Raw genomic sequence first — 23,555 nt, forward strand, 5'->3', positions numbered from 1 at the left:
CCCCCCATGCGTCCCGCACCCCCCCCAATTGCGTCCGCGGTAGCGCATGCGTCCGCAAGGTGATACGCGGACGCAAGGGGGAGAGGCGCGGATCCCACATCCGCATGCGAAATGGCAAAAAATGACGCGATTGCGGGGTTGCGCGGCGTTCCGGCACGATGCGGGGTGACACGACCTGGGGTTATGCGGGCGTGGCTTGCGCGTTCGGGCGCGGAAATGGCTGAAATCGGTCCGCGAACCCCGCAATCGCGTCATTTCTTGCCACTTCATGCCCGCCATCGCGCGCAGCCCTCACTCCCATACGACGCACGCAGTTCGCGGCACGTCCGCGTGCGCTTCGCTGCGCGGTTCCCCGGTGAGCGGGTCGAGCTCGAACACGCACGCGTCGTCGCTCGCCACATTCGCCACCGCCAGCAGCGAGCCTGAGGGGTCAAGCGCGATATGCCGCGGCCCGCGTCCGCCGCTCCCGAAATCCACGCGGCTTTCGACGCGTCCGTCGTCGTCGAGCGCGAACAGCGCGATGCGATCGCTTCCGCGCACCGACACGTACAGGCGTCTTCCATCCGGCGAGAACGCCGGATGCGCGGCGAGCGCCTCTTCCGTCGCGCCCGCAACCGGCAGCAGCTGGCGGTCGACGCATCGCCACCTCGTGCCCGTGCGGTCGAACTCGTAAAAGGCCACGTCGCACGCCAACTCGTCCACGAGCGCCGCGAGGCGCAGGCGGGGATGGAAGGCCAGCATGCGCGGCCCCGACCCGGGCGGCGTGGCAACCGACGCAACCGGCGGCACCTCGAGCGCGCCCGACGCGTCCGCGCGGTACAGCGCAATCGCGTCGATGCCCAAATCCACGGCCGCCAGCACGTTCGTCCCCGGCACGAAGCGGATCGAATGCACGTGCGCCGAGCGTTGCCGCTCGGGGTGCGCGCTCGATCCCTCGTGATGCACCGCCGGCAGGCCGCCGCTTGGGCGCCCGTCCTGCGTGAGCGTGCAACAGGAAATGGAGCCGCTCTCGTAGTTCGCGCCGTACAGCCGCCGCCCGTCGACGCTCGCCTCCACGAAGCACGTGCCGGCTTCGGTCGGCTCCCCGCATACGCCGCGGCAGACGAGCGCTCCGTCGTCGCCTTCCGCGTACACGGCCATGCAGCTGCGGTCGTCAAGCTCGTGAGCGGCGTAAAGACGCCCGTTTCCACAGGTGAGAAACGAGGGGTTCGGCACCGAGCCGTCCGCGCGCACAACATGCAGCCGTCGCGCAGCCGCGTCGTAGAGGGCGGTGAAGATGCCCGCGCGGGCCTCGTCGTCGGTGTACGATCCGATGCGCACGCGCCGCTGTGTCGTATCCGCCATCGAGAAACCTCGCTTTCGTCTATTCCCGAACGGTCGTAGGGCAATCGAGTATCCGCCGCTCGCGCAGCCGCTCGCGCGCCCGAGACCCCATCGTCACGGTACCGATACGCGACGGTTTCCCCATCGTGCGCCCGCGTAGCCAACTTGTGCTATCCTCATCTGCTGTCGCGCACGCGACGCTCAAACACGCACCCTATCGAGCGGACCAAAGCCCCATGGAATTCAGATCGCTGCACCTCGAAGACAAAGCCGCCATCAACGACATCTTGCTGCCGCTCGGCCGCAACGATTCCGCGCTCGGCTTCGCCAACCTCTACTCGCTCGAGGAGAAGTACGGGACGCAGATCTGCCTTGAGGACGGCGTGCTGTTCGTGCGGCAGCGCGACCGCATCCCGGGCGCCGTGGCGCACTACCCGCCGCTCGGCACGCAGGACATCGCCCGCGACGTGCGGAAGCTCATGCGCGAAGCGGAGGCTGCGGAACACGAGCTGCGCCTCGTCGGCCTGTCGAGCGACGAGCAAGAGCGTCTCGACGCCGCGCTGCCCGGCGTGTTCGCCTTCTCGTCGGACCGCAACTTCGCGGACTACCTCTACCTTACCAAAACCATCGCCGCCTACGAGGGCCCCGGTTTGGCGAAGAAGCGCCGCGAGACGAACAAGTTCTTCCAGCTGTACGGACGCGTCGCCGCCTTCGAGCCCATCACGCTCGATGCGATGGACGAACTGCGCGCCTACCAGCAGGTTTGGTTCGAGACGAGCCGTCGCCGCGGCACGGACGAGCATCCGCTCGAGCTCGAGCATCGCAAGATCCTGCTCGACATGGACCACTTCCAGGAGCTCGACCTCGAGGGCATCCTCCTGCGCATCGGCGACGCCGTCGAGGGCTACGCGTACGGCAGCGTGCTGCCCGGCGGCGCGTTCGACGTCATGGTGCTGAAGGGCAACCTGAGCTATCGCTTCGTATGGCGCGCATTGCTGCGCGAACTGGCCCGATACTGCACGGGCAAGGCAGACTACCTCAACCTCGAAGAGGACCTCGGCCTGCCCGGCCTGCGCGAGAACAAGATGAGCTACCAACCCTGCGCCCTCATGGAAAAGTACCAAGGGCGGCTGCGATAGCCGCCCTGAACGTGCGAACGCCCCGGCAAAACCGGGGCGTTCGCGTCAAGCAGGGGGAGCGGGAGGGTCGCTCGCGCTACTTGATGATGCGGCGGGTGGTCAGCGCGGCGCCGGCGATCACGGCCACGCCCGCTGCGGTGAGGGCCACGCCGAGCGGCCCACGCAGGGTGTCGTCGCCGGTTTTGGTGAGGCTCGACGTCTTGGACGTGCCCTGCTGCTCGTTGTCGGAAGCGGTGGTGTTCTCCGGCGTGGGCAGGTCGCGCGGCTGCTGCGTGGTGGTTGACGTGGGCTCCTCGAGGGTGGTGGTCGTCTCGTCAACCACTTCCTTCTTGGGCTCTTCGGTCTTGTTGGACGTGTCGATGGTGCCATCGATGGGCGGCGTCACGGTTTCGTCCTTCTTGTTGTCGTCGGGCGTCTCCGTGGGCTCGGTCGGCTTCGGCGTTTCGGTCGCGTCGTTCTGGTCGCCCGAATCCGAGCCGTCAAGGCCGCCGTTGCTCGCAGGCGGAAGGGCGTTGTCGGTGCCGTCATCCGGGTCGTCGGTGCCGTTCGTCGGCGGCGTCACCTCGGGGTCCTGGGGCTTCTCCGTCGGTTTCTCAACGGGCTTCTCCGTCGGCTCCTCGGTCTCGTCGTCTCCCGAATCATCGGGCTCGTCGGCCGGAGGGGTCGTGTCAACAGCCGGCGGCGTCACCGCGGGCTTGTTCGCCAAATAGGCGAGGCACGTGTCCTTCTCCTGTTTGTAGCGGTTCTGCCAGCCCTCATGATACAGAGGCTGCCCCGCGTAAAACTCGCCGACATGGGCCACCACGTAATCGCACAGCGTGGTGACGAACTCCTCGTCGGTCATATCGTTCGTCAGGCCCGCGCCCTTGAAGTCGTAGCTGGTGTAGTACGTCCCGTCCACGTAACCGTCGGACCAGCCGCCCACGAACTTGTGCCATCCCGACGTGCCGAACAGGTTGGCCAGACCCCAGCAGAGGCCCTTCACGCAGTCGGCGCGGTTCGAGATGTCGATGCCGCGGCTTGCCAGGTACGACTCGGCGGGCAGGTAATAAGAGTTGTACGCGTAGCTGTCCTGCAGCGCGGAGAACTCTTCGGAATCCGCGTTGTACGCCGCATGCCACGAGTCGTTGAGCTGCTGCCCGGTGCTCGTCAGCTTGCCGGCATCCCAATCGTACAGGTCGCCCGAGATATCGGCGTCGACCACCCATCCGAACATCGAGTACTTCACCGGGTCGTAGTTGTAGCACGCCACGATGAAGCTCTTGAGCGAGTAGCGGTTGTCGAACTGGTAATAGCCCATGGCGTGGTAGCTGTCGCCCCACGAAAGTCCCTGGTCGTAGTTCTGGTTGCTTTCGTACCGGGCGAAATACTTCATCTCGTCGCTCAGCGACACGGGCTGAAGCGACGACGACAGCGGGGAAGCGAACGAGCGCGCCATGAGCGGGCTTGCCGCCTCGGAGTAGAAGTCGGCCTTGTCGTAGCCGTCCGGTTTGGCCGCGTCGCCCGAGGGCGCCGCGTCGGCGGTGTTCGACGTCGTGTCGTCGGCGGGGGATTCTTCGGCGAAGGCCGCGCCCGGCAACAAGCCGCACGCGAGCGAGAGCGAAACGCCCAAGGCAAGCGCCTTCGGCGTGGTGGACTGTCCCATAAGGACCTCCTTGTTCTGCGAGTATACTGCGTTTCAAATACGTTTGTAGAGTGTTTGCCCGCCCGCAGGCGCGCAGGAACTCTATTTTCCACACCGTCCACGCACCCGCAGCTGAGAAGCGCGGAATTCCACAGCGTCATGACGAACAAAACAAAAGTCCATCGCTGGGAATTATGACAATTCAGCTCCGGATTGAGCGGTGAATCCAAAAAATCACCGATGCATTCTCCCAGATAAATGCCGTAATCAACAAAGAATTTCCACAGTTCGTAAAAATTTTTCTTGACACGGCTTGACCCCACCATTACTTTTAGAACTTGCGACTTTTTCGCAGAAATGCGGGTGCACATGAAGGAGGAAAAGCCTCGTGGCTCAAGGAAAAACGACTGATCAGACCAGCCTTTATAGGGATCGGCGAAGCTTCGCTAAGATTCCGGACGTCATGGACGTCCCCAACCTCATCGCTATCCAGACGGATAGCTTCGAGTTTTTCAAGGGTGAGGGCCTGGCGCAAGCGTTCCATGATATCAGCCCCATCGAGAACAACACGAAGGACATGTGCGTGGAGTTCGGCAAGCACGAGTTCGGCGAGCCGAAGTACACGGTGGACGAGTGCAAGGAGAAGGACGTCTCCTACCAGGCACCGCTCTTCGTGGAGATCCGCTTTATCAACCGCGAGACGGGTGAGATCAAAGAGCAGGACGTCTTTATGGGCGACTTCCCGCTCATGACCCCGCGCGGCACGTTCATCATCAACGGTACCGAGCGCGTCGTCGTCAGCCAGCTCGTCCGCTCGCCTGGCGTGTACTTCGCCTCCGAGCGCGACAAGGCGTCCGACAAGACGCTGTTCAACGCGAAGGTCATCCCGAGCCGCGGCGCGTGGCTCGAGTTCGAGACCGACAAGCGCGACATCCTGTCCGTGCGCATCGACCGCAAGCGCAAGCAGCCGGCCACGCTGCTCGTCCGCGCCCTCGGCCTCGCCGAGACGCGCGAGGAGATCATCGAGCTCCTCGGCAACGACGAGATGGTGCTGCGCACGCTCGACCGCGACCCGGCCACCACGAAGGAAGAGTCGCTCATCGAGCTCTACAAGCGCTTCCGTCCCGGCGAGCCGCCCACCATCGACTCCGCCCGCACGCTGCTCGAGGGCCTGTTCTTCAACCCGCAGCGCTACGACCTGGCGAAGGTCGGCCGCTACAAGATCAACAAGAAGCTCGGCTTCGATCCCGACTACGAGGCCTCCACGCTCACCAACGAGGACATCCTGCGCGCGATGCAGTACATCGTGGCGCTCCATGCCGGCGACGAGAGCGTGCAGACCGACGACATCGACCACTTCGGCAACCGCCGCATCCGCACGGTGGGCGAGCTCATCCAGAACCAGTTCCGCATCGGCCTCAGCCGTATGGAGCGCGTGGTGCGCGAGCGCATGAGCATGCAGGAGCCCGACGAGATCACGCCGCAGAGCCTCGTGAACATCCGCCCCATCGTGGCGGCCATCAAGGAGTTCTTCGGCTCCTCGCAGCTGTCCCAGTTCATGGACCAGACGAACCCCGCCGCCGGCATCACGCACAAGCGCCGTCTGTCGGCCCTCGGCCCGGGCGGTCTGTCCCGCGAGCGCGCCGGCTTCGAGGTGCGCGACGTCCACACGTCCCACTACGGCCGCATGTGCCCCATCGAGACGCCTGAAGGCCCGAACATCGGCCTCATCGGCTCGCTGGCCACCTACGCTCGCATCAACCCCTACGGCTTCATCGAGACGCCGTATCGTCGCGTCGAAAAGGGCCTGGTCACGGATACCGTGGACTACCTGACGGCCGATGAGGAAGAGAACTTCACCATCGCGCAGGCCAACGACCTGTTCGATCCCGAGACGCGCAAGTTCGGCACGTTTGACGATCAGGGCGTGTTCCACGAGGCCGTCCGCGTGCTCTGCCGCACGAAGGACGCCGCCGGCGTGTTCGGCGAGCCCGACGAAGTGCCGCCCGAGCTCGTCGAGTACATGGACGTGTCCCCGCGCCAGATGGTATCGGTGGCCACCTCGCTCATCCCGTTCCTCGAGCACGACGACGCGAACCGCGCCCTCATGGGTTCGAACATGCAGCGTCAGGCCGTGCCGCTGCTCAAGCCGCACGCGCCGCTCGTCGGTACCGGCATCGAGCACCGCATTGCGGTCGACTCCGGCGAGATCCTCGTCGCCCAGAACCCGGGCGTCGTGGACTACGTCGACGGCCAGACCATCATCGTGCTGAACAACGACGGCGAGTACGACGAGTACCTCGTGCCGAAGTTCCAGCGCTCCAACCAGTCGGGCTGCATCAACCACCGCCCCATCGTCCGCAAGGGCGACGAGGTGCAGGCGGGGGACGTGCTGGCCGACGGCCCCAGCTGCGACGGCGGCGAGCTTGCGCTCGGCCAGAACCTCATGGTGGCCTACATGCCGTGGGAAGGCTACAACTACGAGGACGCCATCATCGTGTCCGAGCGCGTGGTTGCCGAGGACCTGCTCACGTCCATCCATATTTCCGAATACGAGATCGACGCGCGCGACACGAAGCTCGGTCCCGAGGAGATCACCCGCGAAATCCCGAACATCTCCGACGACATGATCTCCGACCTCGATGCCGACGGCATCATCCGCGTGGGCGCCGAGGTGTTCCCGGGCGACGTGCTGGTGGGCAAGGTCACGCCGAAGGGCGAGACGGAGCTCACGGCCGAGGAACGCCTGCTGCGCGCCATCTTCGGCGAGAAGGCCCGCGAGGTGCGCGACACGTCCCTCAAGGTGCCCCACGGCTCCGGCGGACGCGTCATCGGCATGAGCCGCTTCAGCCGCGATGCCGGCGACGAGCTGGCTCCGGGCGTCAACGAGCTCGTGCGCATCTACGTCGCTCAGAAGCGCAAGGTGCAGCAGGGCGACAAGCTGTCCGGCCGCCACGGCAACAAGGGCGTCATCTCCCGCGTGCTGCCGGTGGAGGACATGCCCTACCTCGCCGACGGCACCCCCATCGACGTCATCCTCAACCCCCTGGGCGTTCCTTCCCGAATGAACGTCGGCCAGCTGCTTGAGAACCACCTGGGCTGGGCCGCGAAGTGGGGCTGGGACGACGCGGAGGAAACCGACGCCGTGGTGGAGGGCCCGATGCACGTGGCCACCCCCGTGTTCGACGGTGCCACCGAGAAGGAGATCTCGGACGCCATCGAGAAGTCGAACCGCAACCTCATCAACAAGAACCACGCCAAGTTCGGCGACCTTGCGCGCGACGAGTTCGTCCCGCAGCTGTCGCGCACGGGCAAGACGTGGCTGTACGACGGCCGTACGGGCGAGAAGTTCCGCGAGCCCATCACGGTCGGCCAGAGCTACATCCTGAAACTCGGCCACATGGTGGACGACAAGATCCACGCTCGCTCGACGGGCCCCTACAGCCTGATCACGCAGCAGCCGCTCGGCGGTAAGGCGCAGTTCGGCGGCCAGCGCTTCGGCGAGATGGAAGTGTGGGCGCTCTACGCCTACGGCGCGTCGAACGTGCTGCAGGAAATCCTCACGGTGAAGTCCGACGACACCGCCGGCCGCGTCAAGTCCTACGAGGCCATCGTCAAGGGCGAGAACATCCCGGCGCCCGAGGTGCCCGAGAGCTTCAAGGTTCTGGTGAAGGAAATGAAGTCGCTGTGCCTGAACGTCGAGCTGGAAGGCCATGAGCACCAGGCCATCGACATCACGCGCGACATCGACAGCCAAGGCCAGGAAGACGGCGATCGCGCGCTGTACGAGGCGCTTGCCGCCGACGCGCGCAAAACTGAAGAAGACGACGCGGCCAATGCGCTCGACAGCATTGCCGCCGAGCTGGGAGAGCTGATGGGCGATAGCAACAACGATACGAACGACCTGATCGGTGAGGGAGAGGAGCGATAAATGACGACGGAATTCGACGTGAGCAATTTCGACGCCCTGCGCATCTCGCTCGCCAACGCCGAGGACGTGCGCAGCTGGTCGCGCGGCGAGGTGAAGAAGCCCGAGACGATCAACTACCGTACCCTCAAGCCTGAGAAGGACGGCCTGTTCTGCGAAAAGATCTTCGGCCCGACGAAGGACTGGGAGTGCGCCTGCGGCAAGTACAAGCGCGTGCGCTTCAAGGGCATCGTCTGCGAGCGCTGCGGCGTCGAGGTGACGCGCAGCAAGGTTCGCCGCGAGCGCATGGGTCACATCGAGCTGGCCGCACCGGTCAGCCACATCTGGTACTTCAAGGGCTCGCCCTCTCGTCTGGGCTACCTCTTGGACATCGCTCCGAAGGAGCTGGAGAAGGTGCTGTACTTCGCCTCCTCCATCATCACGTCGGTGGACAAGGAAGCCCGCGAGGAGGATGCCGACGAGCTGCGTGACGAGCTGGCCGCCGACCTCGAGGAGCTGGACGCCGAGCGCGACCGCCTCATCGAGGCCACGCGCAAGCTGTCCGTGGACTACGTGCCCGAGGACGACGACTTCGTCGACGACGTCGACGAGGACGAGCGCATGACGGCCGAGGAGGTCGACGAGGAAATCGCCGACATCTTCGAGGAGTTCAACGAGCGCAAGGCGCTGCGTCAGGACGCCTTCGACGCCTTCATGAAGATCGAGCCGAAGCAGCTCGTGCCGGACGAGGCCCTCTATCGCGAGATGCGCCTCAACTACCGCGACTACTTCACGGGCGGCATGGGCGCCGAGTCCGTGCGCGACCTGCTGGACGCCATGGACCTGGCCGCGACGGCCGACGACCTGCGCGACGTCATCGCCAACGGCAAGGGCCAGAAGCGCGCCAAGGCCATCAAGCGTCTCAAGGTGGTCGACGCGTTCCTCAAGTCCGAGAACAAGCCGACGGACATGATCCTCGACGTCATCCCGGTCATCCCGCCCGACCTGCGCCCCATGGTGCAGCTCGACGGCGGCCGCTTCGCGACGTCGGACCTCAACGACCTGTACCGTCGCGTCATCAACCGCAACAACCGCCTCAAGCGCCTGCTCGACCTCGGGGCGCCTGAGATCATCGTCAACAACGAGAAGCGCATGCTGCAGGAAGCCGTCGACAGCCTGTTCGACAACGGCCGTCGCGGCCGTCCCGTCACGGGCCCCGGCAACCGTCCGCTCAAGTCGCTGTCCGACATGCTCAAGGGCAAGCAGGGCCGCTTCCGTCAGAACCTGCTGGGCAAGCGCGTCGACTACTCCGGCCGTTCGGTCATCGTCGTCGGCCCGCAGCTCAAGCTGCACCAGTGCGGCCTGCCGTCGCAGATGGCGCTCGAGCTGTTCAAGCCGTTCGTCATGAAGCGCCTGGTGGAGCTCGAGTACGCCGCCAACATCAAGGCTGCGAAGCGCGCGGTCGACCGCGGCGCCAGCTACGTGTGGGACGTGCTCGAAGAGGTCATCACCGAGCATCCCGTGCTGCTGAACCGCGCACCTACCCTGCACCGTCTGGGCATCCAGGCCTTCGAGCCGGTGCTCGTCGAGGGCAAGGCCATCAAGCTGCACCCGCTCGTCTGCACCGCCTTCAACGCCGACTTCGACGGCGACCAGATGGCCGTGCACGTGCCGCTGGGTGCCGAGGCGCAGGCCGAGGCGCGCGTGCTCATGCTGTCCGCCAACAACATCAAGTCGCCGGCGCATGGCCGTCCGCTCACCGTGCCCACGCAGGACATGATCATCGGTCTGTACTACCTTACGGCCGCCCGCGACGGCTTCGAGGGCGAGGGCCGTTCGTTCATCGACTTCGATGACGCCATGAACGCCTACGACGCCCGCGCCGAGTTGGACCTGCAGGCCAAGATCTGGGTGCGCCTTTCCCAGGACACGCAGGTGGCAACGGCGTTCGGCGTGTTCGAAGAGCACAAGGCCGGCGAGCGCATCCAGACCACCATCGGTCGCATCACGTTCAACAACGTGCTGCCGGGGGACTATCCGTTCCTCAACTACGAAATGAATAAGAAGGAGATCAGCCGCCTCGTCGAGGACGTCTGCAACCGCTACGAGCTGTCCAGCGTGCCGGCTATTCTCGATGGCCTCAAGGACGCGGGCTTCCACTACGCCACGCGCGCCGGCGTCACCGTGTCGGTGTACGACGCCACCGTGCCGCCGAACAAGGGCGAGATCCTCGCTGCGGCGGACGAGAAGGTTGCCGCCATCGACGAGGACTACGAGATGGGCCTCATGAGCCCCGACGAGCGTCACAAGCAGGTCGTCGACATCTGGAACGCCGCGAACGAAGAAGTCGGCGAGGCCATGGCCGAGAACTTCGACAAGTTCAACCCCATCTACATGATGGCGTTCTCCGGTGCTCGAGGCAACATCAAGCAGATCCGCCAGCTGGCCGGTATGCGAGGCCTCATGTCCGACCCGAAGGGCGAGATCATCGACCGCCCGATCAAGGCGAACTTCCGCGAGGGCCTGTCCGTTCTGGAGTACTTCATCTCCACGCACGGCGCCCGTAAGGGTCTGGCCGACACCGCGCTGCGTACCGCCGACTCGGGTTATCTGACCCGTCGTCTCGTGGACGTGGCCCAGGACGTCATCATCCGCGAGATCGACTGCGGTACCTCCGACGGCGTGCCGTATCCGCTGCACACCGTGAAGGGCGACGTGGACGAGAACCTTATCGGCCGCTGCCTGCTCAACGACGTGGTGGGCACCGACGGTACCGTGCTGCTGTCTGCGGGCGAGTACATCACCCATATGGACCAGCTCAAGGCCATGGATGCCGCGGGCGTGGAAACGCTCGTCATCCGCACGGTCATGACCTGCCATGCCGAGCAGGGCGTGTGCCAGAAGTGCTACGGCTGGGACCTTGCCACGTCGCGTCCGGTGAACATCGGCACGGCGGTGGGCATCATCGCCGCCCAGTCCATCGGCGAGCCGGGCACCCAGCTCACCATGCGTACGTTCCACACCGGCGGCGTCGCCGGCGAGGACATCACCCACGGTCTTCCCCGTGTTCAGGAGCTGTTCGAGGCGCGCAAGCCGAAGGGTCTTGCTATCCTCGCGGAAATCTCCGGCACGCTGCAGATCTCGGGCGACAAGCAGTCCAAGACCATCACCATCCACGACCAGCAGGGCAACTTCCGCGAGTACATCGTTTCGGCGCGTGCTCAGATGCTGCCCGGCGTGGTTGACGGATGCGAAGTGAAGGTGGGCCAGCAGCTCACCAAGGGTTCCGTGAACCCTCACGACCTGCTGCGCCTCACCGACCCCAACACGACGCTGCGCTACATCGTGAGCCAGGTCCAGGGCGTGTACGTGTCCCAGGGCGTGGATATCAACGACAAGCACATCGAGGTCATTTCGCGCCAGATGCTGCGCAAGGTGGCCGTCATGGACGCCGGCGAATCCGACTACCTGCCGGGTCGCCAGGTCAACCGCTTCGAGTTCGAGGATACGGCGAACGCACTCATCGCCGAGGGCAAAGAGCCGCCCGTGGGCCAGCCGCTGCTGCTCGGCATCACGAAGGCGTCGCTCGCCACGGACTCGTTCCTGTCGGCCGCTTCGTTCCAGGAGACCACGAAGGTGCTCACCGATGCCGCGATCGAGGGCAAGGTGGACCGTCTGGCCGGCCTCAAGGAGAACGTCATCATCGGCAAGCCCATCCCGGCGGGCACGGGTCTTCCGCGCTACCGCGAGGTGGGGCTCACCTACAAGGGTCGTCCGGTTGCGCCGGTGTTGGGCGAGCAACTGCCCGACTTCGCTCCGGAAGCGCTCCGCGACATCGAGGAGCTGCTGCCGCAGCCGCAGGATTGGTCGCTCGACGGCGACGGCTACCTCAACATGGGTACGAACTACGGCAGCTACTACAGCGGCCTGTCGCTGGGCCATCGCGGTCCGCAGCTGTCCGACGAGGACGCGCGCCTGTACATCTACGATGATCTGGGCGTGTCGCAGCGTTGGGCCAACAAGTTCTCCGAGGCGGGCATCGAGACGGTGGCCGACCTCGTGGGTCACACCGAGGAGGACCTGCTGCGCATCGAGGGCATCGGCGTGAAGGCCATCGAAGAGCTTAAGGAAGGCCTCGACGCTCACGAGCTCACGCACGTGATCGAGGACGACCTCGCCGCCACGAGCGACGACATGAGCCAGCTGCTCGACATGGTGTTCTCGCCTGACGACACCATCCTCATCGGCGGCGACGAGCCGGCCACCTTCAACACCGAAGGCGAGGACATGCTGGGCGAGGCCCTGCCGCCGCGCTCCTACCAGCGCAACCTCGAAGAGCTCGACGCACTGCTGGGCTCCGTGGGTTCGCTTGGCTTCGGCGTGACCACGAAGGAAGACGAAGAAGCGGCCAACGCCGCCGACGACGTCGAAGAGTAGAAGCACGAGGGGGCGCGCCGAGCGCGCCCCCTTTTCTCTTTCTCCCTTTATCCTGCGACGACGTTGCACCTCTGAGATTCGCACGGCGTTCTGCCGTCGCACGGGGGAGACTCAGCAGAAAGGCCTCCCATGTCGAACAAAACCTTCATTCCCGCAGGCGAAACGCCTCCGGCCTCCCAGATCGGAGCCACGCTCGAGGCGCTTGCGGGCACCATCGCCGCCCGCCGCGAAGCGGGGGAGGAGAGCTACACGCACCGCCTGCTCACCGCGTCGCCCGACGACGTGCTGAAGAAGCTCATGGAGGAATCGGGCGAAGTGGCGCTTGCGGCGAAGGACGTGGAGTCATGGGCGACGTCGTCGCTGGCGGCTGCGCTCGCCTTCGAGGACGGCCGCGGCAACGACGTCGAGCTCGAGGAGCTGGCCGTGGAGCTGCCGCCCGAGTATTCCGAAGCGGTTGACCATCTGCGTTACGAGGCGGCCGACGTGGTGTACCACCTGCTCGTCGTGCTCGAGCGCTACGGAGTGGGTCTCGACGAGTTCGCCGCCGAGCTCAACAACAGAATGACGGACGAAGAGCGCCCGCAAGGCGCCGTCCGCCTGCACGAAAACCAGGTGAATCGGGGTAAGTAATATGGCACGACTTTTTGGGACGGATGGGGTTCGCGGGATCGCGAACAAGGAGCTCACCTGCGAGACGGCCTTCAAGCTGGGCCAAGCCGCGGTGGCGTTCCAGGGGAAGACCATCCTCATCGGCAAGGACACGCGCCTGTCCGGCGACATGCTGGAGGCCGCCGTGTCGGCCGGCATCATGTCCATGGGCGGCACGGCGCTGCAGGCCGGCATCATTCCGACGCCCGCCATCGCACTGCTCGTGCGCGAGCTGCACTGCGACGGCGGCATCGTCATCTCCGCTTCGCACAACCCGCCCGAGTACAACGGCATCAAGCTGTTCGACGGCCGGGGCTTCAAGCTGCCCGACGCCGTCGAGGACGAGATCGAGGCGTTCGTGGCCGCGGGCGGCCCGCCGGCCGAGGCCCTGCCCAACGGCGACGAGGTGGGCGTGGCGCTGCCGGTGGAGGACGCCTGCGAGCTCTACATCGCGCACGCCGTGTCCACGGTGGCGAACGAGGGCATCGACTTCAAGGGCCTCAAGGTGGCCCTCGACGTGGGGCACGGCGCATCGTGCATGACGAGCGCCGAGGCGCTGCGCCGTCTGGGCGCCGACGTCACCGTGGTGAACGAGGACTTCGACGGCACCGACATCAACGTCAAGTGCGGGTCCACCCACCTCGAGCCGCTTCGCCAGCTCGTGGCCGAGATCGGCGCCGACGTGGGCATCGCGCACGACGGCGATGCCGACCGCGTCATGCTCATGGATGCGCGCGGCAACGAGATCGACGGCGACGTGATGGAGGCCGTGTGCGCCATCGACCTGCACAAGCGCGGTAAGCTGTCCGGCGGCACCGCCGTGTCCACCGTCATGTGCAACCTGGGGCTCGCCCATGCCATGCGCGACGCGGGCATCGAGCTCATCCAGACGAAGGTGGGCGACCGCTACGTGCTCGAGGCCATGCGCGAAGGGGGCTTCATCCTCGGTGGCGAGCAGAGCGGCCACATGATCTTCCTCGAGCACAACTCCACGGGCGACGGCCTGGTGACGGCGCTCCAGTTCCTCGCCGCGTGCCAGCGCGTGGGAACGTCCATCGAGGAGGCAACGTCGGTGATGACGCGCTTCCCGCAGACGCTCATCAACGTGAAGGTGCACGATAAGCACGCCGTGGACGGCAACGCCGCCGTCGAGGCGGCCGTCGCTGCGGCCGAGGCCGAGCTCGGCGAAGACGGCCGCGTGCTCCTGCGCCCGAGCGGCACCGAGCCCGTCGTGCGCGTCATGGTGGAAGCCGCCGACGCCGCCGAGGCCGATCGTCACGCGCAGGCCATCGCCGATGTCGTGGCGCGCGAGGTCTAGCGGGTACTCAGCACCTACTCCGCGACAAGCGCGGATGCACTGCCAACGGCGGTCTCGAGGTCTTCGGACAGCGGGGCCGCCGTTTGCATGCGGGCCGCGTCGTGCATGCGCCGAACGTTCCAGAACGTGGCCGCCAGGCAGATGAGCACGTACACGAGCGTGATGGACGCCTTTGCGCCGCCCCATGCCGGCAGCGCCCCCGTCTTGCTGATGAGCGTGTAGAGCATGATGCCGAGGAAGGGCAGCAGCATCGCGTATTCCATCATGAAGTAGCGTTTCAGGTCGAAGCCGCGTGCGCGCAGCGTGCGCTTGCTCGCAACGAACAGCGCAATCCCGCCGTGCATGGCAACGAGCACCACGAAGAACCACGGCTTTTCGAGAAACTGCATGGCCGTCAAACATCCGAACGTCACCATCCCCGCCCCGCAAAACAACGCAAGGCCGGTGGTGGACGGTGCTGTGGGGTTGCTCATGGCGATCTCCCTTAGGGGTGCGGCGGATGGAGTCATTTTGTTACCCTCGACATACTATCCGATATCCGCGCTGAAGGGGAGAGGGAAGTGCGGCTCCGCCCTGAATTCGCGGGTTTTCCGCAGGGCCGTGCCGTACGCGTAACCAAAGGCGAAGGGGACGGCAACGGATGGGGGAGCGCTGTTGCCGCATGCGGGGTTCCATGAGATCGTAGGGGTGCGACAGGGACGCGGCCACGACACGCTCGCCGGTCGACCGCGACGACGCCGGACTGCGCTTCTGCCGCATCATCGCATGCAAACGGCCCCCGATTCCGTGAGGAACCGGGGGCCGTTATCGTGTCTAGCGGACGAACTTGGCCAGGATGCGCACGAGCAGGCTGGGCTTCTTGCGCGGGGGCACGCGCATCGGCGGCGCGGTTGCCAACCCGCGATCGACCGGCCGCGGCGTTGCCGCCGGCGCCTTCGCGGCAAGCGGCGGCTCGATGGCGTCAGCCTCAAGCGCTTCCGCGGCTTCCGGCTCGGGCGCGCTCGCGGCCTCCTCCACCTGCACGTCCTCCGCTTCCTCGTCCTCTTCGGGCTCGGCGGCCCTGCGGCGGTTCGCCTCGCGGGCGGCCTCTTCCTCGGCGGCCTCGAGGCGGCGCTGCTGCGCCCGCTTGATGAAGAACTCCTGCGACTCGAACAGCGTGGTCACGCCGTCCTCGTCTTCCTTGGCGAACGCGCCGAGCGGCGTGTAGCTCTTGTCGGGCTGCAGTTCGCGCAGCTTCGCCGTGTCGCTCATGGACACGTCGAGGTACCCGAGAATCTGCTCGCGCAGGTCGTCGTTCAAGATGGGCCACGCGATCTCGATGCGCTTGTCCATGTTGCGCGTCATGAGGTCGGCGCTCGACAGGTACAGCTTCATGTTCTCGCGCGTGCCGAACCCGTAGATGCGGCTGTGCTCGAGCAAGCGCCCCACGATGGACACGACGCGCACGTGATCGGTGCAGCCCTCGAGGCCCGGCACGATGCACGAGATACCGCGCACGAACAGCGTCACCTCGACGCCGGCCTGCGACGCCTCCACGATCTTCTCGATGACGTCCTTGTCGGTGACGGAGTTCGTCTTGAAGAACAGCCCGCACGGCTCGCCGGCGCGCGCCTTCTCGATCTCGCGGTCGATGCCCGCAAGGATCATCGGCTTGATCTGCAACGGCGCCACCCACATGATGTCGTAGTTGTCGGAGGTGTTCTCCAGGCCCATGTTGCGGAAGAACTCACCGGCATCGCGCCCGAACGTCTCGTCGGTGGTGATGAACGACAGGTCGGTGTACAGCTTCGCCGTCTTCTCGTTGTAGTTGCCGGTGCCCAGCTGCGTGATGTGCTGCAGGCCGTGCTCGGTCTGGCGTGTGATGCAGCAGATCTTCGAATGCACCTTGAAGTCGCGGAAGCCGTAGATGACGTTGCATCCCGCCTGCTCGAAGCGCTGCGACCACTCGATGTTGTTGCTCTCGTCGAAGCGGGCGCGCAGCTCGAACAGCGCGGTGACCTCCTTGCCGTTCTCGGCCGCGGCGATGAGCGCCTCGGCGAGGTGCGACTGGCTGGCCAGGCGGTACAGCGTGATCTTGATGGAGATGACGGAGGGGTCGTTCGCCGCTTCGCGCAGCAGCTGCACGAAGGCGTCCATCGTCTCGTACGGGTAGCTCAGCAGCACTTCCTTCTCGGTCACCTGGTCGATGATGCGGCGGTTGCGGTCGAGGCAGCCGGGCCACTGCGGCGTGAAGGGCGCGTTTGTGAGCGCGGCGCGCTTGGCCTCGTCGAGACGGCCGGCCAGGCCGAACGAATAGCTCATGTCGAGCGGCACCTTGGTGACGTACGCCTGATGCGCCTTGAGGTTCAGGCGCTTGAGCAGCAGCTTCGAGAGCGTGGGGGACAGCGGGCGCTCGCTTTCCAGGCGCACGGGGGCCAAGCGCGAACGCTTCTTCAGGATGCGCTTCATGTGCTCGCGGTAGTCCTCGTCGTTCTCGTCGGTGCCTTCGGTGGCGTCGAGGTCGGCGTTGCGCGTGACGCAGATGACGTTGGTGTGCTTGATGGCGTACATGGAGAAAATCTCGCTCGCCACCATCTCGATGGCGTGCTCGAGCAGGATGAACTGCATGCCCTCGCCCGGCAGCGCGATGACGCGCTCGCACTGGCGCGGCATGGGCACGAGGCCGAGCGTGACGCCCTCGGCGCCCAGGTTGCTGGCCTTGTCGTCCTTCGCGGCCTTCTCGATGCCCTTCTTCGACGTCTTCTTCTTGGCGCCCGCCTCCTCGTTGAGGCGCACCACCACGTACAGCGCGCCGTTCTCCAGGTGGGGGAACGGGTGGCGCGAGTTGATGATCTGCGGCGATAGGAAGGGCATCACGTTCTTGTGCACGTAGGCCGACAGAAACGCGCGCTGCTCGTCGTCGAGGTCCTCGGGGCGCAGGCTGCACACGCCCTGCTCGCACAGCAGGCGCCGCACGCTTTCGTACGTGCGCTCCTGGATGGGGTACAGCTCGTGGCAGCGCGCGTAGATGGCGTCGAGCTGCTCGGCGGGCGTCATGCCCGATTTCGAGTCGATGATCTGCTTCTTCACCAGCGCGAGGTCGGTGAGGCTGCCCACGCGCACCATGAAGAACTCCTGCAGGTTGCTCCAGAAGATGGAGATGAAGTTGAGGCGCTCGAGCAGCGGCACGGTTTCGTCGGCGCCCTGGTCGAGCACGCGCTCGTTGAACGTGAGCCACGACAGTTCGCGGTTCTGCATGTACGGCGCCTTGCGCGGGGCCGCGGTCTCGGCCTCGGAGGGCAGCGCCTCGCCGGCCACGTCGTCGACGGTCTGGCGCATCTCGTCCGCGCGCATGGCGGCGGGCTCGGGCGCGGTGGTGGTGACGGGTGCCTCGGTGGTGTCGGTCGGTTTCTTGGCTGTGTCCATGAACGTCCCCTTCCCGTAAACGTTCGCTTCCTGCGTGCCGTTAGCGCAGCATGCGCTCGATCAGGTACCCTTCGCGCACGCCGTATTTGCAGACGTCGAGGCGCTCGGCTCCGAACGCGTCGAAGAGCTCCAGCAGAATGACGCACCCGGGCACGAGCGTGTGGATGCGCTCTGCCGACGCCTTGAGCGCGGTGTGCGCGAACGCGTCGGGATCGGTGCGGCACCATGTCAGTATCGCATGAATTTCCTTTTTCGTCATGGTTTTCGGACGGCTCGTCGCACCGGTGGCCTGCGCGTGCATCTTGGCGGCGGCGCGCACGCTTCCGCCGATGCCGAACAGCGTGTCGGTGCGGTAGGCGTCGGGCCGGGGCAGCGCGGCGAGGCGCGTCCGCAGCGCGGCGGCGATGGCGTCCATCTCGTCGCCCGTGGGCAGGATGCCGCGCACATGCTGCGCAAACGACGACAGCGACCCCTGCCCGAGGCTCGCGTTGTCGAAGTCGCGGTCGTGTTCCACCCGCGTCAGCTCGGTCGAGCCGCCGCCGATGTCCACGAGCGTCCCGCGCACCACCGTGCGGTCGCAGGTGGCGCCCACGAACCCGAGGTGCGCCTCGTCCTGCGCCGACAGAAGCGAGATGGGCAGCCCCGCGCCCTCCTCGATGGCGATGACGGCCTCGTCGCAGTTCTTCGCGTTGCGGATGACGGCGGTGGCGAACACTTCCATCTTCTCGCAGTTGAAGTACCGCGCGCGTTTGGCATGGCCGCGCAGCACGCTGATGGCGCGGTCGATGCCGTCCTGCGTGAACACGCCGTCCACGACGTAGGCCGACAATCCCGCCATCACCTTATCGTTGATGAGGCTCTTGAAATCCTTGTTCGTGAACGTGCGCTCGTGGGCGTGCTTCACCTCGTACACGACGAGGCGTATCGTGTTCGACCCCAGGTCGACAACCGCATAGTTGGGCATACCGATGATCCTTCTGCGCTCGGAGCTTGCGTACCCTTCCATTTTAGGTCACCACGCGATGAAAACCAGGCTGGTGGGGAAACTGAAACCTGCGCCAAACGCTGTGCTATGATGTCGGGATACGCCGAGGAAGGATGCGCCCATGCTGGAAACCGTCGATTTCTCTCTCGAACCGCTGTCCAAAGACGACTACAAACCCCGTCGCGACGAGCTGATGGAGCAGTTGGTGGTGTTGCAGCAGCAGGCGCGCGCCCAGGGCGTCGGGCTCGTCGTGCTGTTCGAAGGGTGGAACGGCGCCGGCAAGGGCAGCCGCATCTCCGACCTCATGTACCACCTCGACGCGCGCGCGACCAGCGTGTACGTCACCGAGAACCTCGACGTGAAGGCCGCCCGCTCGTTCCCGGGCGCCAAGCACGGCGTGACGGGCTTCTACCCGGTCATGCAGGAGTTCTGGAAGGGGCTCGGCCAGCGCGGCACCATCTCGTTCTTCGACCGCGGCTGGTACACCGCCGCCGTGCAGCACATGCTGTACACCGAGTTCGGCAGCCTGACGCTCGGCTCCGGCAAGCGCAAGGGGCAGAAGGCCGTCGCGGCCGCCATGGCCGAAGCGCGCGACGAGCGCCACATCGACGTGCTGCGCCGCTACCTCACCTCCGCGTCCGATTTCGAACAGCAGCTTGCCGACGACGGCTATCTCGTGGTGAAGTTCTTCGTGCACGTCACGAAGGAGGCGCAGAAGAAGCGCCTCACGCGCCTGCACGACGACCCGGCCACCCGGTGGCGCGTCAACGAGGACAAGCTCGCCACCATCGGCAACTACGAGGAGGCGTACCGGCTCTACGACAACCTCTTGAAGGGCAGCAACTTCACGTTCGCCCCGTGGCACCTCGTGAACGGGGAGGACAAGCGCCGCGCGAACCTGCAGATCGCCGAGACGCTCGTGTCGGCGCTCACGGGCGCGCTGCAGGCGGCCCCCGACGCCGAAGCCGCCGCGGCGGCCGCGAAGGCGCAGGCCAACTCCGCGGGCGCCCTCGAGGAAGCCCCGCTGTTCGGGCGCTCCGAAGAGGAAGAGGCCCGCGTGCGCGAGGAAGCCGAGCGCGCCGCCGCCGAGGCCCGCATCCGCGCGCCGCGCGTGTCGCGATTCCGCCAGGTGGACAACCCGCCGCGCATCGACGAGGTCGACCATTCCCTCGTGCTCGACCCGCTTGCGTACAAGGAGCAGCTCAAGTTCGAGCAGGACCGCCTCAACAAGCTTGAGATGGAGATGTACCAGAAGCGCATCCCGCTCATGGTCATGTACGAAGGCTGGGACGCGGCCGGCAAGGGCGGCAACATCAAGCGCGTGGCGCAGGCTCTCGACGCCCGCGCCTACACCGTGTTCCCGAGCCCAGCCCCCACGAAGCCCGAGCTGCTGCACCCCCATCTGTGGCGCTATTGGACGCGCCTGCCGAAGGCGGGGCACGTGGGCATCTACGACCGCAGCTGGTACGGGCGCGTGCTCGTGGAGCGCGTCGAAGGGTTCGCCTCGGTGTCGGAATGGACGCGGGCGTACGACGAAATCAACGAATTCGAGCAGGAGCTCGTGCGGTGGGGCGCCATCCTGCTGAAGTTCTGGGTGGACGTGAGCCCCGAAGAGCAGCTGCGCCGCTTCCACGACCGCGAGCAAGACCCTGCGAAACAGTGGAAGATCACCGACGAGGATTGGCGCAACCGCGACAAGTACCCCCAGTACAAAGCTGCGGTCGAGGACATCTTCCGCCTGACGAGCACGCCGTTCGCACCGTGGATCGTCCTCGAGAGCGACGACAAGCGCTACGCGCGCGTCAAGGCCCTTAAAATAATCAACGATGCTCTGGAAGCGCGCTTGCACGAAAACTGAGATCGCGTTACTATGGGCAGCAGTACTCAAAACGACCGTGCGCATACGCGCGCTTGAACAACAAAGGGGTAAACAACCATGACTCTGTTCGGAATCACCGTGCCCATGGAGGCCATTTGGGTGATCGTCGCGATCATCGTCATCGTCATCATCGCGTTCATCGCGAAGGGCTTCATCGACGAGATGAAGAAGTAACGACAAGACGAGCAGCGCTTTTCGATCGTGAAAATTGCGTTTTCGCATACATTGCGCCCCCATTTCGGGGGCGTTTGTTTATTATGATAGGGGTCTGGCGACGGCGGAATCCGCCGTTCGATGATCATCCGAAAGGTGGACATGCCCGAGTACCGACAGTATCCTGACCGCGGATCGCATGGGCGACCTGCGCAGCAACAGGCGCCGAGGGGCGCCGCGCCGCACGGACGCGCGGGCGCACAGCCGGGCGCCTACCGTCCCGCCGTCCCGCAGCAATCCGCCTATCGCCCCGTGCAGGCCGGCCACGGCAGGCACGGCGCCCCGTACGGCAATCCGTATCAGCAGCAGGGCCCGAACAAGAAGAAGGGCGGCCCGTGGCGCGTCGTGTTCTGGATCGCGCTCGTGGTGTTCGTCGTGGCGCTTGCGGCGCTTGGCGTCATCGGCTACAGCTACTGGCAGGGGCAGCAAACCTACAACGACGTCGCGCAGGAGGGCTTCACGCCCCCCGATGACCTGGCGGGCGCCTCGCTCGCCGACTTCACGGTGGATTGGGACGCTCTCAAGGCCATCAACCCCGATACGGTGGGGTGGATCTACATCCCCGGCACCGTGGTGAACTATCCCATCGTGCAAACCACCGACGACGTGAAGTACCTCACGCACGACTTCAAGGGCTCGGAGGGATGGATTGCCACGTTCGGCGCCATCTTCCTGTCCGCCGATAACAGCGCGGACTTCTCGGACCCGAACAACATCGTGTACGGGCACCATCTGAACGACGGTTCCATGTTCGCGTGCCTCGCCGATTTCAGCGACGCCGCGCAGTTCAACGATCATCGCACCGTGTACATCCTCACGCCCGAGGGCAACTTCCAGCTGAACACGTTCGCGCTCGTGCATGTGAATGCCGACGACCCGCTTGCGCAAACGCAGTTCACCGACGGGGACGAGCGCGTGGCCTACGTGCAGGACAAGATCGACCGCTCGGTGGTGGCCGCTTCCGACATTCCCGAAGCTGCCGATATCGCGCACACGTTCGCGCTTGCCACCTGCGACAACCTGCCCACCGACGGACGCTACGTGCTGTACGCCTACGTGGCCAACAGCACCGTGGGCGCATCGGGCGATGCAATCGATCCTTCTGCCGGCGACGTCGTCGATCCCGACGCTGCCGACGCTATCGATTCTGCCGAAAAGGAGATCGCTTCATGAGCACTTCGATCCTGCCGGGCGACAGACCCGACCGCCTCGAAGAAGAGTGCGCCGTATTCGGCGTGTACGCGCCCGGCGAAGACGTCGCGCGCATGACCTGCTTCGGCCTGCAGGCGCTGCAGCACCGCGGGCAGGAGAGCGCCGGCATCGCCGTCGGCGACGGCGAAACCATCATGGTGGCGAAGGATCTCGGCCTCGTGACGCAGGTGTTCGACGAGGCCAGCTTGGCCGCGCTCGAAGGCTTCGTGGCCGTGGGCCATGCGCGGTACTCCACGAGCGGCGGCGCCGCGTCGTGGGAAGCCGCGCAGCCGCACATCTCGGCCATCGACGACGTGCTCATCGCGCTTGCGCACAACGGCACGCTCATCAACACGAACGCCCTGCGCACGCACCTCATCGACGAGGGCGTGCAGTTCCGCTCCGGCACCGACAGCGAGGTGGCCGCGAAGGCCATCGGCCAGGTGACGCAGGCCACGCACCACCTGCGCAACGGCATCCGCCGCGCCATGGAGGAGCTGTCGGGGGCCTACGCCATGGTGCTGGCCAGCCCCGATTCCCTCTACGCGTTCCGCGATCCGAACGGCATCCGCCCGCTGTGCATCGGCGAGCTGCCCGACGGCCGCGGCTGGGTGGTCTCGTCGGAGACGTGCGGCCTCGACATCGTGGGCGCCACGTACCTGCGCGACGTCGAACCGGGCGAGATCGTGCGTTTCAACAGCGAGGGCATGCATGCCGAGCAGGGCGTGCCGGCGGGCGAGAGCGCGGCCTGCATCTTCGAGTACGTGTACTTCGCGCGGCCCGACAGCGTGATCGACGGCCAGAGCGTGTACCAGGCCCGCCGCAGCATGGGCCGCATCCTCGCGCAGGAAGCGCCCGTCGAGGCCGACCTCGTGCTGGGCGTGCCCGACTCGGGCGTGCCCTCGGCCATGGGCTACGCGTATCAGAGCGGCATCCCGTACGCCGACGGCATCGTGAAGAACCGCTACGTGGGACGCACGTTCATCCAACCGACGCAGGCCATGCGTCAGCTGGGCATCCGTCTCAAGCTCAATCCGTTGCGCTCGGTGATCGAGGGCAAGCGCCTCGTGGTCATCGACGACAGCATCGTGCGCGGCAACACGTCGAAGCAGCTCGTGCAGATGCTGCGCGACGCGGGAGCTGCCGAGGTGCACTTGCGCATCGTGAGCCCCGAAGTGCTGTGGCCGTGCTTCTACGGCATCGACACCGACACGCGCGACCAGCTGATCGCGGCGAACATGACGAACGACGAGATGAACGCGTGGATCGGCTCGGACTCGCTCGCCTTCATTTCGCTCGAAGGCCTGCGCGCATCCGTTCCGAACGCCCGTCATCAGGGGTTCTGCGACGCGTGCTTCACAGGAGACTACCCGGTGGCCATCCCGGACGCGGTGGCCAAGAAGAGCTTTCTCACGAAGAAGGATTTCGACGAACCCGACGGCGCAGGCGCGCCATCCTAGACGCGGCGCCGCGCATCACGTACGAG

Annotated in this window: 13 protein-coding genes; 8 read left to right on the forward strand and 5 right to left on the reverse strand. The window is 65.7% G+C overall.

What is annotated here, in order from left to right; genetic code table 11:
* Positions 1 to 291: 291 nt before the first annotated feature.
* Positions 292 to 1,344 (reverse strand): lactonase family protein, encoded by a 1,053-nt coding sequence (locus tag C1876_RS05415; protein ID WP_114545703.1) that lies wholly within the window; start codon positions 1,342 to 1,344, stop codon positions 292 to 294.
* Between the two features lie 215 nt (positions 1,345 to 1,559).
* On the opposite strand from C1876_RS05415, the gene C1876_RS05420 reads away from it, so the two are divergent.
* Positions 1,560 to 2,462: a DUF2156 domain-containing protein gene (locus tag C1876_RS05420; RefSeq protein ID WP_114545704.1), complete on the forward strand. Its 903-nt coding sequence runs from the start codon at positions 1,560 to 1,562 to the stop codon at positions 2,460 to 2,462.
* Positions 2,463 to 2,538: 76 nt separating this feature from the next.
* Here C1876_RS05420 and C1876_RS05425 read toward each other — a convergent pair whose 3' ends face one another.
* Positions 2,539 to 4,107: a VgrG-related protein gene (locus tag C1876_RS05425; RefSeq protein WP_114545705.1), complete on the reverse strand. Its 1,569-nt coding sequence runs from the start codon at positions 4,105 to 4,107 to the stop codon at positions 2,539 to 2,541.
* Between the two features lie 367 nt (positions 4,108 to 4,474).
* Between C1876_RS05425 and rpoB the strand changes: the two genes are divergently transcribed.
* The 4 genes from rpoB to glmM all read left to right on the forward strand — a co-directional run bounded on the left by rpoB (position 4,475) and on the right by glmM (position 14,396).
* Entirely contained in the window at positions 4,475 to 8,017 is a 3,543-nt protein-coding gene (gene rpoB / locus C1876_RS05430) for a DNA-directed RNA polymerase subunit beta (RefSeq protein WP_114545706.1), read from the forward strand.
* The gene (locus tag C1876_RS05435) at positions 8,018 to 12,430 is read left to right on the forward strand and encodes a DNA-directed RNA polymerase subunit beta' (RefSeq protein ID WP_114545707.1); all 4,413 of its coding nucleotides are present in this window, start codon (positions 8,018 to 8,020) and stop codon (positions 12,428 to 12,430) included.
* 129 nt (positions 12,431 to 12,559) lie between these two features.
* On the forward strand, positions 12,560 to 13,060 hold the full coding sequence (locus tag C1876_RS05440; protein WP_114545708.1) for a phosphoribosyl-ATP pyrophosphatase: 501 nt from the start codon (positions 12,560 to 12,562) through the stop codon (positions 13,058 to 13,060).
* Between the two features lies 1 nt (position 13,061).
* Positions 13,062 to 14,396 (forward strand): phosphoglucosamine mutase, encoded by a 1,335-nt coding sequence (glmM, locus tag C1876_RS05445; RefSeq protein WP_114545709.1) that lies wholly within the window; start codon positions 13,062 to 13,064, stop codon positions 14,394 to 14,396.
* Positions 14,397 to 14,410: 14 nt separating this feature from the next.
* Here glmM and C1876_RS05450 read toward each other — a convergent pair whose 3' ends face one another.
* From C1876_RS05450 to C1876_RS05460, 3 genes are all read right to left on the reverse strand, one after another.
* Positions 14,411 to 14,869 (reverse strand): hypothetical protein, encoded by a 459-nt coding sequence (locus C1876_RS05450; protein WP_114545710.1) that lies wholly within the window; start codon positions 14,867 to 14,869, stop codon positions 14,411 to 14,413.
* Between the two features lie 340 nt (positions 14,870 to 15,209).
* On the reverse strand, positions 15,210 to 17,801 hold the full coding sequence (gene ppk1, locus C1876_RS05455) for a polyphosphate kinase 1 (protein ID WP_114545711.1): 2,592 nt from the start codon (positions 17,799 to 17,801) through the stop codon (positions 15,210 to 15,212).
* Positions 17,802 to 17,841: 40 nt separating this feature from the next.
* Positions 17,842 to 18,765 carry a Ppx/GppA phosphatase family protein gene (locus C1876_RS05460; protein WP_114545712.1) on the reverse strand — a complete coding sequence of 308 codons (924 nt, stop codon included), beginning with the start codon at positions 18,763 to 18,765 and terminating at the stop codon, positions 17,842 to 17,844.
* Between the two features lie 142 nt (positions 18,766 to 18,907).
* Here C1876_RS05460 and C1876_RS05465 point away from each other — a divergent pair, with 142 nt between their 5' ends.
* The 3 genes from C1876_RS05465 to purF all read left to right on the forward strand — a co-directional run bounded on the left by C1876_RS05465 (position 18,908) and on the right by purF (position 23,529).
* Entirely contained in the window at positions 18,908 to 20,644 is a 1,737-nt protein-coding gene (locus C1876_RS05465; RefSeq protein WP_114545713.1) for a polyphosphate--AMP phosphotransferase, read from the forward strand.
* 315 nt (positions 20,645 to 20,959) lie between these two features.
* Positions 20,960 to 22,051, forward strand: a complete 1,092-nt coding sequence (gene srtB, locus C1876_RS05470) for a class B sortase (protein WP_244910050.1) — start codon at positions 20,960 to 20,962, stop codon at positions 22,049 to 22,051.
* The gene (purF, locus tag C1876_RS05475; RefSeq protein ID WP_114545714.1) at positions 22,048 to 23,529 is read left to right on the forward strand and encodes an amidophosphoribosyltransferase; all 1,482 of its coding nucleotides are present in this window, start codon (positions 22,048 to 22,050) and stop codon (positions 23,527 to 23,529) included. Before srtB ends, purF begins: the two co-directional genes overlap by 4 nt.
* Positions 23,530 to 23,555 lie beyond the last annotated feature (26 nt).

The sequence above is a fragment of the Eggerthella sinensis genome (genome assembly GCF_003339815.1).
Taxonomy (GTDB): Bacteria; Actinomycetota; Coriobacteriia; order Coriobacteriales; family Eggerthellaceae; genus Eggerthella; species Eggerthella sinensis.